11 protein-coding genes are annotated in these 13,114 nt (G+C 61.4%); 5 read left to right on the top strand and 6 right to left on the bottom strand.

What is annotated here, in order from left to right; translation table 11 throughout:
• The 5 genes from QZ498_RS02790 to QZ498_RS02770 all read left to right on the top strand — a co-directional run.
• Window positions 1-1,848, top strand: a 1,848-nt coding sequence (locus QZ498_RS02790) for an FAD-dependent oxidoreductase (RefSeq protein ID WP_294620000.1), incomplete at its 5' end; no start/stop codon positions are given.
• Window positions 1,845-2,927, top strand: coding sequence for an alcohol dehydrogenase family protein (locus tag QZ498_RS02785; protein WP_294619998.1), 1,083 nt, complete (start codon window positions 1,845-1,847; stop codon window positions 2,925-2,927). The genes QZ498_RS02790 and QZ498_RS02785, both read left to right, overlap by 4 nt.
• Complete coding sequence (locus QZ498_RS02780; protein WP_294619996.1) at window positions 2,924-4,030, top strand: mandelate racemase/muconate lactonizing enzyme family protein; 1,107 nt, start codon at window positions 2,924-2,926, stop codon at window positions 4,028-4,030. Before QZ498_RS02785 ends, QZ498_RS02780 begins: the two co-directional genes overlap by 4 nt.
• Window positions 4,031-4,162: 132 nt before the next feature.
• Entirely contained in the window at window positions 4,163-5,266 is a 1,104-nt protein-coding gene (locus QZ498_RS02775; RefSeq protein WP_294619994.1) for a mandelate racemase/muconate lactonizing enzyme family protein, read from the top strand.
• A gap of 4 nt (window positions 5,267-5,270) precedes the next feature.
• Window positions 5,271-6,554, top strand: coding sequence for an aminotransferase class III-fold pyridoxal phosphate-dependent enzyme (locus tag QZ498_RS02770; RefSeq protein WP_294619992.1), 1,284 nt, complete (start codon window positions 5,271-5,273; stop codon window positions 6,552-6,554).
• A gap of 159 nt (window positions 6,555-6,713) precedes the next feature.
• On the opposite strand, the gene QZ498_RS02765 is transcribed toward QZ498_RS02770, so the two are convergent.
• The 6 genes from QZ498_RS02765 to QZ498_RS02740 form a co-directional block, all read right to left on the bottom strand.
• Window positions 6,714-7,454, bottom strand: coding sequence for an SDR family oxidoreductase (locus QZ498_RS02765; RefSeq protein WP_294619990.1), 741 nt, complete (start codon window positions 7,452-7,454; stop codon window positions 6,714-6,716).
• Window positions 7,455-7,603: 149 nt separating this feature from the next.
• Entirely contained in the window at window positions 7,604-8,686 is a 1,083-nt protein-coding gene (locus tag QZ498_RS02760) for a winged helix-turn-helix domain-containing protein (protein WP_367117616.1), read from the bottom strand.
• Between the two features lie 98 nt (window positions 8,687-8,784).
• Window positions 8,785-9,570 (bottom strand): hypothetical protein, encoded by a 786-nt coding sequence (locus tag QZ498_RS02755; RefSeq protein ID WP_294619986.1) that lies wholly within the window; start codon window positions 9,568-9,570, stop codon window positions 8,785-8,787.
• Between the two features lie 79 nt (window positions 9,571-9,649).
• Window positions 9,650-11,224, bottom strand: a complete 1,575-nt coding sequence (locus QZ498_RS02750; RefSeq protein WP_294619984.1) for an ABC transporter ATP-binding protein — start codon at window positions 11,222-11,224, stop codon at window positions 9,650-9,652.
• Window positions 11,221-12,036, bottom strand: coding sequence for an ABC transporter permease (locus QZ498_RS02745; protein ID WP_294619982.1), 816 nt, complete (start codon window positions 12,034-12,036; stop codon window positions 11,221-11,223). Before QZ498_RS02745 ends, QZ498_RS02750 begins: the two co-directional genes overlap by 4 nt.
• Window positions 12,033-12,980, bottom strand: coding sequence for an ABC transporter permease (locus tag QZ498_RS02740; protein WP_294619980.1), 948 nt, complete (start codon window positions 12,978-12,980; stop codon window positions 12,033-12,035). Before QZ498_RS02740 ends, QZ498_RS02745 begins: the two co-directional genes overlap by 4 nt.
• Window positions 12,981-13,114: the final 134 nt, after the last annotated feature.

Raw genomic sequence — 13,114 nt, 5'->3', positions numbered from 1 at the left:
GGCACCTATGCCCGGCAGATGGGCGAATGGTCGGGCCTGCAACTGCCGATGACCTCGATGACCCACCATTATTTCGTGACCGACACGGTGCCGGAATTCCAAGACCTTGAGGAAGAACTGCCCGTCATCCGCGATGACAAGCTGGTCTCCGGTTACATCCGGATGGAGCAGAAAAAGGGCCTGATCGGCATTTACGAGAAGGAAAATCCCAACACCGTGTGGGAGGATCACTGCCCATGGGACGCCGAGAATGAGCTTTTCGAGGCTGACTATGACCGCATCATGCCGTGGCTGGAAAACGCGCTGGACCGGATGCCTATCTTTGCAGAGCTGGGCATTACCCGCGATGTGCATGGTGCGATCAGCCACCCGCCCGATGGCAACCCGCTGATTGGTCCCGCGCCCGGTGTGCGCAACTACTGGTGCTGCTGTGGCACGCAGATCGGGATTGGCTGGGGCCCGGGCCTGACCCGCGAATTGGCCCGCTGGATGGTGCATGGGGCGGCCGATATATCGATGCGGGATTATGACCCGCGCCGCTTTGGGAGCTACGCCACCAAAGACTGGCAGGTGATCAAGGCCAAGGAAGATTACTGCCTGCGCCACGAAATCCCCTTCCCGCATTTCAACCGTCTGGCGGGGCGGCCGGTGAAACCCTCGCCGCTTTATGAGCGCCTCAAGGAAAAGGGCGCGGTTTACGAGGAGGTCTTTGGCCACGAACGCCCCCGCTGGTTCGCCCGCGATGGCGTGGCGCAGGAGGATCACTATTCCTTCCGCCGCAACGCGGTGCACGATGTGGTGGGGGCCGAATGCCAAGCGGTGCGCGAGGCGGTGGGCATCATGGATATCTCGGCCTTCACCAAGGTTGAGGTTTCTGGCCCGGGGGCCGAGGCGCTGTTGGATCGGTTGGTCGCCAACCGCCTGCCGCAAAAGGTGGGGGGCATCGCGCTGACCCATATGCTCAACCGCCGGGGCCGGATCGAGTTGGAAACCACGGTGGTGAAACTGGCCGAGGATCGCTTTTATCTGGTCTGTGCGGCCTTCTTTGAACAACGCCTGCTGGATCACCTGGACCAAAACCACGCGGGTGAGGAGGCGCAGGTGATCCTGCGTTCCAATGACTGGGCTGCGCTTGCTCTCAACGGTCCGGCCTCTCGTGCGGTTTTGACCCAATGCACCGATGCCGACCTGTCGAATGACGGCTTCCGTTGGCTGACCGCGCAACAGATCACCGTGGCGGGTGCGCCTGTCTGGGCGTTCCGCATGTCCTATGCCGGGGAGCTGGGGTGGGAATTCCACATTCCGCGCGAGCATACCCTTGCCGTCTATGACGCGCTTTGGACGGCGGGTCAGGCCCATGGCATCACCGATTATGGCAGCTTTGCGATGAACGCCCTGCGGATGGAAAAGGGCTTTAAGGGCGCGGGGGAGCTGACCAACGAAGTCACCTTGCCCGAGGCCGATGTCATGCGCTTTGCCAAGCTCGACAAAGAGTATCTGGGGGTTGAGGCCACCCGTCAAAGCGCCGCACAGGCCGAGGCGGGCCAACACCCCTGGACCTGCGCTTACCTTGAGATCGAGCCGGATGGAGAAATCGATGGTCACGGCGGCGAGGCGGTGATGCTGAATGGTCATGTCGTCGGCTCGACCGCCTCGGTGGCCTATGGGCATACCGTCGGCAAGATCCTTGCCTTTGCCTATATCAAACCCCACGCCGCCGCGCCGGGCACCGAATTGCAGGTGGTGATTCATGGCACATCCCGTACCGCCCGCGTGCTGGGCGAACCGGCCTATGACCCGGCCAGCGTTCTGCCCCGCACCGATGCTGTTGCCGAGGCCGCGCAATGACCCTGCCCAAAACCATGCGCGCCATGGTCACCATGGGCCATGGTGACCTTGATCAAATGGTGCTGCATCCTGATTGGCCCCGCCCCGATCCGGCCCCCGGTGAGGTGCTGATCCGGGTGGGCGCTTGTGGGCTGAACAATACCGATGTGAACACCCGCTCGGGCTGGTATTCCAAAACGGTGAGCGATGCGACAACCGGAGGTGCCTTTGCCGAGGTGGGCGAGGATGACCCCACATGGGGCGGCGCGCCCATCACCTTCCCGCGCATCCAAGGCGCCGATGTTTGCGGTGAAATCGTCGCCGTGGGCGACGGGGTTGACCCGTCCCGCATTGGTGAGCGGGTGATCACCGATGGTTGGCTGCGTGATCCCGATGACCTTCTGAACAAGGACAAATCGGGCTACTTCGGCTCGGAACGCGATGGTGGTTTTGCCGAATACACCACCACGCCCGCGCGCAATGCGCTTCCCATCAAAAGCCCGCTTTCGGATGCCGAACTTGCCACTTTCTCCTGCTCTTACTCCACTGCCGAGGGCATGTTGACCCGCGCGCAGGTGAGTGCCGGGGATACCGTGCTTGTTCCCGGTGCCTCGGGGGGTGTGGGGGGCGCATTGGTGCAACTGGCCAAGCGGCGCGGCGCGCGGGTCATCGCCATGGCCGCCGAGGGCAAACATGAGGCCGTGCGCGCCCTTGGGCCCGACCGCATCCTACCGCGCGCGCCGGGTGACCTGCGCGCCGCCTTGGGCGATGAGAAAATCACCGTGGTGGCCGATGTGGTGGGTGGCCCCTATTGGCCGCATCTTATCGACATCCTGGAGCGCGGCGGGCGCTATACCTGTTCAGGTGCCATCGCGGGGCCGATGGTGGCGCTTGACCTGCGCACCTTTTACCTGCGCGATCTCACCTTCACCGGCTCCACCGTGATCGACCCCGAGGTGATGCCCAATATCGTCCGCTATATCGAAGCAGGCGAGATCAAACCGGCACTGGCCGCCACCTATCCGCTGGAAGAGTTGCGCGAGGCACAGGCCGCCTTCATCGCCAAAACGCACAGCGGCAATATCGTGGTGACCCCATGAAAATCACCTCGATTACCGTCTACCAAAAAGACCTGCCGCTGGAGCATCCCTATTGGCTCTCCGGCGGGCGGCTGCGCTTTGACAGTCTCGACGCCACGCTGGTCAAACTCGAAACCGATGAGGGTCTCATCGGTTGGGGCGAAGGCACGCCTTGGGGGCATACCTATGTCCCCGCCCATGGTCCGGGCATCCGGGCGGGGATCGAAACCATGGCTCCCTTCGTCCTTGGCCTTGATCCGCGCCGGGTGCTGGAGGTGGAGCGCGCCATGGACCTTGCCTTGCCCGGCCATCTTTATGCCAAATCGCCCCTCGACATGGCCTGTTGGGATATCGCGGGGCAAGCGGCGGGCCTGCCGATTGCCGACCTGATGGGCGGCGGCAGCCGCACGCCCCGGCCCATCGCCTCCTCGGTGGGTGCCAAAACCGTTGAGGAGACCCGCGAGGTCATGACCCGCTACCGCGCCCGCGGCTATATCGCCCATTCGGTCAAAATCGGCGGCGATGTGGAACGGGACGTGGCCCGCATCCGTGATGTCGAGGCGCATCGCGCCCCGCATGAAATCATCCTTTACGATGTCAATCGCAGCTGGACCCGGCAACAGGCCCTGCGTGTGATGCAATCCACCCAGGACCTGCGCGTCACCTTCGAACAACCCGCCGAAACGCTGGATGATATCGCCGCCCTGCGCCCGCTGCACTCCGCGCCGGTTTCGATCGACGAATGCCTCGTCACCCTGCAAGACGCCACCCGCGCCGCCCGCGATGGCCTGGCCGAGGTCTTCGGCATCAAGCTCAACCGCGTCGGCGGCCTGACCAAGGCGGCCCGCATGCGCGATGTGGCGCTGGCCCATGGCATCGACATGTACGTCATGGCCACCGGCGGCTCGGTTCTGGCCGACACCGAGGCGCTCCACCTCGCCGCCACCATCCCCGGTCACGCCTGCCACGCGGTCTGGGCCTGTCAGGATATGCTGACCGCCGAGATCGCGGGCGGCCGCGGCCCGCGAAATGAAAACGGCCACCTGCACCTGCCCGAGGACCCGGGCCTCGGCGTCCACCCCGACGAAGACAGTCTTGGCGATCCGGTGGCCCACTATGCCTGACCGCGTCTTTCTTCTGGCCAAAAATATCCTGGGGGGAAGGTTGCAAACCGATCAGGTTTGCAACGTGGGGGGCAAAGCCCCCCAGCCCCCGGCGATGCCGAAGGCAGCGCAATACCTTCCGGGAGCACGCCCATGAAACTCACCAAACTCCGCCTCTGGCATGTTCCGCTCACCAGCTTTGAGGCCTATTACATGGCCGATGGCAAGACCTGCGACATGGTGGAAACCGTGGTGATCGCGCTTGAAACCGATACCGGCCTGACCGGCTGGGGCGAGGTCTGCCCGATCCCGCATTACCTGCCCGCCTATGCCCGTGGCATCGCGCCCGCCTTGCAGGAATTGGCACCCGTCATCCTTGGCGGCGACCCGCTTGGGGCCGAGGCCTTGATGGCCCGCACCGAGGCATGGCTTCCCGGGCATGCCTACGCCAAGTCGGCGCTTGATATCGCGCTGTGGGACATCACCGGGCAAGCCGCCGGATTACCGCTTTTTGCACTTCTGGGCGGAAGGCAAGCCGCCGACCTGCCGCTTTATCATTCGATCACCTGCATTGCGCCGGATGAGATGGCCCGTATCGCGCGTGAGGCACAGGCCCAAGGCATGACCCAGTTTCAGGCCAAGCTGGGCGCAGATGGCGATTGGCAGGCTGATGTCGAACGCCTCACCAAGGTGCGCGAGGCCGTGGGCCCCGGTCCACTGGTCTATGGCGACTGGAACTGCGGCGCGACGACACTTTGGGCCACGCGTGTTGGCCGTGCGGTGGCCAATCTTGACGTGATGCTGGAGCAACCCTGCGCGACGCTCAACGAATGTGCCCAGGTGCGCGCCGCCACGGGCCTGCCCATGAAAGTGGATGAATTGGCGCATGATACGGCCACGCTTTTGCAGGCGCATAACCTTGGCATCATGGATGCGGTTGCGCTGAAGCTGTCGAAATTCGGCGGGCTTTCGGCCCTCAGGCAGGCGCGCGACCTCTGCCTGCACCTTGGGGCCAAGATGTGCATCGAATGCACTTGGGGCTCGGATATCGCCACAGCCGCCGCACTTCACCTTGCTGCAGCCACAAACCCTGCCCGGGTGCTGAACGTCTGTGATCTCTCGGGCTATGTCAGCCCGCGCATTGCACCCGACGGCCCCGTGCGCGCCAATGGCCGCATCACCCCGCCCGACGGCCCGGGCCTTGGCATCACACCCGATCGCGACCTTCTCGGCACGCCTGACCTGATACTGGATTGAACACATGAACAGACAGCACACCCAAGCCGAATGGACAGAACGCGCCCGCGCCGTGCTTCCCGCCGGGGGGTTCGGCAATTTCGACCCCTCGATCGTAATCCGCGAAGGCCGCGGGTCACGGGTCTGGGACGAGGACGGCAAAGAGTACGTCGATTACCTCATCGGATCGGGCCCCATGCTTCTGGGCCACGGCCACCCCGAGGTACTTGAAGCGGTGTTCGAACAACTCCCCAAAGGCCAGACATTCTTTGCCAATAACGCGCTCGGGATCGAACTGGCCGAGGAAATCTGTCGTGCCGTCCCCTGTGCGGAACAACTGCGCTATGTCTCTTCGGGCGGAGAGGCGGACATGTACGCAATGCGCCTCGCCCGGGCCTTCACCGGGCGCGACAAGATCGTGAAATTCGAGGGCGGTTATCACGGCATGTCCGCCGAGGCGCAGATGAGCCTTGCCCCCTCACGGCGTGAGAATTTTCCGCAGGCCATTCCCGACAGTGCAGGCATCCCGCAAAGTGTGGCCGATGAAATGCTGATCGCGCCGTTCAACGATTTCGACTATATCCGCTCGCTTCTGGCCGAATATGACGGCCAAGTCGCCGGTCTGATTGTGGAGCCCTTGCAGCGTATCATCCCATCTGCGCCCGGCTTTCTTGAGTTGCTGCGCGCGGAATGCGACCGATACGGCATTGTCCTGATCTTCGACGAGGTCGTGACCGGCTTTCGTTTTTCCTATGGTGGAGCACAGGAACACTACGGCGTCACGCCGGACCTATGTACCCTGGGCAAGGTGATCGGGGGCGGCTTCCCCCTCGCGGCGACAGTCGGGCGGGCCGACATCATGGCACATTTCGACAAGGCGGCCGTGGGCGAGGAAGGTTGGCTTATGCAACTTGGCACGCTCTCTGGCAACCCGGTGGCGGCAGCGGCGGGGCTCAAAAGCCTAGAAATCCTGCGCCGCGACGGGCAATATGCAAAACTTCGCGATCTTGGTGAGCAGGTTGCCAGCATGATCCGCGACGCGCTTGAGCCAACCGGTATTCCCTATCGCATAGTGGGCGATGCAACCCTGTTCGAGGTCGTATTCACCACACAGGATGCGCGGGATTACAGGTCGGTACAGGTTGGCGATACCGGTCGCGCGAAAGACTGGAACGATACTCTGCGCCTCCACGGTATCTTCAAGTCACCGGGCAAGACCTACCCAAGCCTCGCCCTGACCGAAGACGACCTTGCCATGACATGCGAGGCGATACAGGCCGCGGCGGTGGCGATCGCTGCAAAAACATGACCACTCCGTATTGCCAGGGGTCTGTTGCTGCTTCGGCATCGGCTCATCAGTCGCAAACACTGGATCAAGAATTGGAGCCCAGCCAGTCAAAGCGGGCGCTGGTCGTTTTGCAGCGAACGCTTGCTCCTCGCCTTTGCGGTTGTTTCAACAACCGCCCAATCAGATACACCGCCCACCATCCACTTCCATGCAGACGCCGGTGATCATGCTGGCCTCATCGCTGCACAGGTAGGCGGCGGCGTTGCCCATATCCTCCGGCGTCGAAAACCGGCCCAAGGGTATCGTGGACAAGAACTTGGCCCGCATCTCGGGGGTATCTTCCCCCATGAAACTCGCCAAAAGCGGGGTCTCCCCCGCCACCGGGTTCAGGGCATTTACCCGGATGCCCTCAGGGGCGAGTTCCACCGCCATGGCCTTGGTTGCCGTGTTCATCCAGCCCTTGGAGGCATTGTACCAATTGAGCTTCGGGCGCGGACTGACCCCTGCGGTGGAGGCGACGTTCAGGATCGCGCCGCTGCCGCGGTCCTTCATTCCCGGCACCAAGGCGCGCGCCACGAGGTAAACCGATTTGCAGTTCACTGCGAAAACCCGGTCGAAATCCTCTTCGGTGACATATTCCATCGACTGCGGCAGATGCGTGACCCCTGCGTTGTTCACCACGATATCGGGCAGGCCGAAGGCGCCCTGCGCGGCCTCCGCCATGGCCTGCACGCTCGCCCCGTCCGAGACATCGACGGTGCAGGCCACAGCGCCCAACTCCGCGGCCGCTGCCTTTGCCGCCTCGCCGTTGATATCGGCAATCATCACCTGCGCGCCTTCGGTCAGGAACTTGCGCACGATGCCTTCGCCAAAGCCGCTGGCACCGCCCGTCACGATGGCGGTCTTTCCTTCCAATCGCATCACTCTCTCCTCCTCGTTCATCCGTACAAAACGCATGTACGTTTTGTACGTTTCTCCCCGTACGCATTGTTAACGTCACGGGCGTCGGGAAAAAATACCGACGCGATACCGACGTGAAACCGACGCCATGCAGACAGGGGTTTTTCCCGTTAACCCAATGGCTTAGCCCCCGATTCGCGTACAAGCCGGGCATCCACCTCAAAAACCCCCGCCAAGCGCGCGAACCGCTGCAATTCCCGGAACAGCTTTTCGCGCCGCCGCTCTGTCCATTGAACACCCGGCTCCGGCCAAAACCCGGTGACCAGCATCCATCCCTTGGCCCGGTCCGCCTTCAGTTCGACCCGGCCGACAAAGCGGTCCCCTTCCAAAAGGGGATAAACATAATACCCCCAACGCCGCTTGGCTTTCGGAACGAACATCTCGTTGCGATATTCAAAGCCGAAAAGACGCTTCAGGCGCGTACGGTCTCGTATGGACGGGTCAAACGGATTCAACACCCTCAGACGTTTGACCGGAGGGGTCAGCTGGTCCAAACGCGACTCGATATCCGGCGCACCCCAGCCGTCACGCCACTCACCATCCGCCCCCTGTACCCGCAAAGGCACCAATTCGGCCCTCGCCATCCAGTTCCGAACCTCGCCGGCAGTGGTCGCATCCCAGAAACGCTGGATCTCCCCAGGGGTAGCCATCATCAACTTGTCGACCGCTGATTTGTGCAATTTATCAATGGCTTGCTCATCATCCAGAGCCTCGTGAAGGCTTGCAGGAAAAACCCGCTCTCCCAAATCATAGAACTTGACGAAGTTCTTCCGGTGGCTGGTCGCCAACTCCCCGGCATACCACATTTGATCCAATGCCTTCTTGTGCGGCGGCCGTGCCCACATTTCATCGCCGCGCGCACCGCTGTCAAAGGCATGTGTGGAAAGTGGGCCCTCCGCTTCAATACGCTTACGTATTTTAGCGACCTCCTCCCGGCCCAATCCCGATTGGAACCACGCACTACGTGCCGCCTTCTCGCCCAACCGCTGAAATTGCCGCCGCCAATACGGCAGCACATCCTTCGGAATAAGCGAGGCATCATGCGTGAAATGCTCGAACAACTGGCGCTGCTCCAACAGGGGCCAAAGCATCCCTTCGCGGTAATTCTGGTTGCGCGACCACAGAATATGATGATGCGCCCGGGTGACATTGCGCACCGTGTCAATCTGCACGAAACCAAGGTCTTGAATCATGCGGATCACATCCACCGGCCCGGTTGGCGCCTGCGCTAACCCATTAACCTGCAACCATAACCACCGGGCAGACCGGTTCGATACCTCAAGTCGGGCCGTCATGATGAACTAAGGTAAATCAGCGCATCGCGTAGGTCTCGGCCCTCCAGATCAAGGATAACATCGGCAAATAGCTTGCCCGCATCACAGGCCGACGCCGCACTCGCCCGTTGCAGATTGTCGAAGGTTCTGGCCACCGCGCGACCATTTTCCACCGACTGCACGCGATCATTTAAGGCCACGGAAATACGTTGCTCAATACGCGCCCGTGCTGCGGGGCTAAGCTGCTTTGGAGCACGCGTCACCCCCAATCGAACAGCCTTACGTTGAATGCGATAATAGGTGCGCAAGGTCTTGACCGAAAAATAGGTTTCAGCCCTCCCAAGAACATCCTCCATGCGTTGTGGCCGCATCTCGCCCTTGACGATCAGCCCACAGTTTCGCTTGCTCATGCCGTCCAGAAGGGCGCGCTGCATCTGGTGAAAGAACTTCATTTCTGCCAAGGGCAAATGCGTGATACCACTGTCATACAAGGGCGCAATCAGCCCTTCGGTTGCCACGCCAACCGACAGATCGCCATCGTAAAGAGCTATTAACCTATCGGCGATATACCCTGCGACAAGCTTGTCATTCATCAGCAGGCGCGTGTGTTCTTCGGCAAGGGTCAGTTTTTCACCACGAAAGCCTTGGTCGATCAGTTGATTGCGTACGGGTGCGATTTCCGGCAGGCGGCCCAGAAGGTCGATGATCTCATCGCGGCTGTCTTTGGCCGACTGTGCCGCGCTTGGCCCGGCCAATGTGCTCAAGGCCAGGAAAACAAGGGCGGTCAAAATTTTCAGGGGCATGGGCGCTGTCCTTTCGGCGCGATACAACCTTGGTCCAGCATCCCGCACCACCCGCGCCGGTGCAATACAAAGCTGCGTGTCAGCCGGTTTTCGGCAGCCGTGGCACCGCGTCGATCAATTGCTTGGTGTAGGCATGTGTGGGTTTGGCAAAGACATCCTCGGTCGGGCCTTCCTCGACGATAAGGCCATCCTTCATAACCAGCACCCGGTCGGTCACATTGCGCACCACGCTCAGGTCGTGACTGATGAACAGGTAGGTCAATGACAGCCGGTCGCTCAGGCTGGCCAGGAGGTCCAGCATCCGGGCGCGCACCTGTACATCCAGGGCACTCACCGCCTCATCTAGGATAATCAGGTCGGGTTGGATGATCAGTGCGCGTGCAAGCGCGATCCGCTGTCGTTGCCCGCCAGAAAACTCATGGATGTACTTGTGCCGATCATCGGCATTAAGCCCAACGTTTTCAAGCACTTCCACGACAGCTTCCTCTCGTGCAAGCGCCTTTGGCGGCACGTCAAGCAGGTGCAAGGGCTCCGCGACCGAGCGCGCCACAGTCCAGCGTGGGTTGAAGCTGCCGTAGGGGTCTTGGAACACCACCTGCATCCGTCGCCGCACAGCGCGGTTGGCGCTATGGCCGTCGAACACGGGGTACCCATTCAAGGTAATCGTGCCGCCCTGAAGCTCCTCCAGGCCCAGAATGGCGCGTGCCAGCGTGGACTTGCCACAGCCGGATTCCCCCACCAATCCAAGGTTTTCACCGCGTTGGATATCGAAACTGACTCCACCTACGGCCCGATGCACCCCGGCTTTGCCGAACCACCCCTCGCGCGGTGCCGGATAGTCCCGCACGGCATTTTGAACCGATAAAAGCGGGGCGCGGTCGGTGACCTCTACCCGATCAGGCTTGTGATCCGAGGCCTCCATCAGCGCCAGGGAATATGGTGCCTTGAGGCTCTCGAACCGTCCGCGCTCAACCACGCGGCCCTCGCGCATGATCACAATACGGTCGGCCATACCCGCCACGACACCCAAATCATGGCTGATCAACAACAGGCCCATGCCGTCCTCATCCACCAACCGCTTGAGTAGCTTCAACACCTCTGCCTGCGTGGTCACATCAAGGGCCGTAGTGGGCTCATCCGCAATCAGCAGCTTGGGCCGCAAGGCGATGGCCATGGCAATGCACACACGTTGCCGCTGCCCGCCCGAAAGCTCGTGCGGATAGCGTGACAGCGGCACGCGCTCGGGCGGCAGTTCAACCCGGCGCAGGGCCTCTTCAGCACGCTGCATAGCCTTGTTTTTGCTCGTGTCTTCGTGAATCAGGATTGTTTCGGCCACCTGTTCACCAATGGTGTGAAGCGGATTGAGGGCTGTCATCGGTTCCTGAAAAACCATGCCCACCTCTTGGCCACGCAGAGCGCAAAGCGCAGGCTCTTGGAGGTCCAGAATACTATGGCCATTCACCATGATGCGCCCTTCACAGGCCGCACCGCGCGGCAAAAGCTGCATCACCGACAGGGCCGTCATCGACTTGCCACTGCCTGACTCGCCAATCACGCCAAGGATTTCCCCGGCGTTGAGCGCAAGCGAAACATCATGCAATACGGGCGCGCGTCCAATGCTGAGGCTCAGGCTTTCGATATTGAGAAGGCTCATCGCGCATCCCTCGCCAACCGGGGGTCCAGCCAATCGCGCAACCCGTCCCCCATCAGGTTCAACCCCAGCACCGTCAACAAAATCGCCAACCCCGGGAACAGCGCCATATGTGGAGCAAAAGAGATCATCGTCTGGCTGTCGGCCAGCATTCGCCCCCAGCTTGGCACCGGTGGTTGCGCCCCCAGGCCGACATAGCTCAATCCCGCCTCGGCAAGGATGCCAAGGCTAAACTGTATCGTGCCTTGGACGATGAGAAGGTTGGTGACATTCGGCAGGATATGCTCGGCGCTGATACGTAGACGACCCTTGCCCGCGACGCGTGCCGCAAGCACATAATCCCGTGTCCAAAGCGAAAGAGCGGCGCCACGCGTCAGCCGTGCAAAGACGGGAATATTGAAAATGCCGATGGCGATAATGGCATTCACGGCACCGGGGCCAAAGACAGCGGTGATCATGATCGCGATCAGCAGGCTCGGGAAGGCAAAGATCAAGTCATTTCCCCGCATGATGACTTCATCCAGCCAACTGCCCGTTCGCGCGGCAGCGGCCAATCCCAACGGCACACCGAACCCCATGCCGATGACGACGGCGACGATGGCCACGGCAATCGAAGTGCGCGCGCCAACCATCAGCATCGACAGGATATCGCGCCCGAAATGATCCGTGCCCAGAAGGTGTACCCCTGAAGGTGGCTTGATCTTGTTGGCGATATTGAGCGCCTCGATGTCATGCGGCACCCAGACAAACGACAGGACCGCCGCGCCCGTGACAATCGCCGAGATCACACCCCCGATCCAAAGGCTGGCCCTCATCTGCGCCCCCTCAGCCGTGGGTCGACCCACGCATAGGCCATGTCGACGGCGAAGTTGACCATGATGACAGCGAAAACCAGCAGCATCACCACCGACTCAACCACGATCAAATCCCGCGCGCTGATCGCTTGGAAAACCAACCGACCAAGCCCCGGAAGGTAAAAGACATTCTCGATGATAATCGCACCCGCAAGCAGAAAGGAAAACTGCAAGCCGATGATCGTCAGCACAGGTACAAGAGCGTTTCGCAGGGCATGCCGTCGCAACGCCTGCCCCCGCGACAAGCCCTTGGCGCGGGCCGTGCGGATATAATCCTCACCCAGGGTATCCAGCAAAGCCGAGCGCATGACACGTGCCAGAATACTGGCCTGCGGCAATGCCAAGGCGATGGCGGGCAAAGTCAGTGCCTTGATGGCGGGGCCCATGCCCCCGTCCCATCCCGGAAAGCCTCCCGCGTTGAACCAACGCAGGTTGATGGCAAAGACCAGCACCATCAGCATCGCGAACCAAAAATTCGGTATCGCCACGCCCAGTTGTGTCCCCCCCATGATCGCAAGGTCCACCGCCGATCCACGCCGCCGCGCGGCCCAAATGCCCGCCGGAAACGCGATAAGCGTGGACAGCGCCAAGGCATATAGCGCCAGTGGCAGGCTGACCCAAAGCCTATCCGCAATCATCTCGGACACCGGCGTGCGATAGGTGTAGGAGGTGCCAAAATCTCCCTGAAGCATCCCGCCGGTCCAAGACAAGTACCTTTGAACTGGCCCGCCGTTCAGGCCCAGTTCCTCTCGCAGGGCATTCAAAGTATCCTCCTGCACGTTGAGACCAAGCATATAGGCGGCCGGGTCCCCGGGCACGACTTCCAAAGCAAGAAAGATCACGACACTGGCCACCCACAGCGACACGACAAGAGAAAAAATTCTCCGCCCGGCATAACGCAGCATCAACTGTGGCCTTTCGTCATTCTATCACCTGAGCGCCTCGACACGTTGAGCCCTTTATGACTTCTGGCAGGCGGGTTGTTAAGGGCAGGCATCGCACAAAAGAACAAGGCCCCGCCACTCAGGGAGGCAGGGCC

It is taken from the genome of uncultured Roseovarius sp., from assembly GCF_913057115.1.
GTDB lineage: Bacteria > Pseudomonadota > Alphaproteobacteria > Rhodobacterales > Rhodobacteraceae > Roseovarius.
The sequence above is the reverse complement of the archived record's forward strand: the minus strand, read 5'-3'. Positions and strand labels throughout refer to the sequence as shown.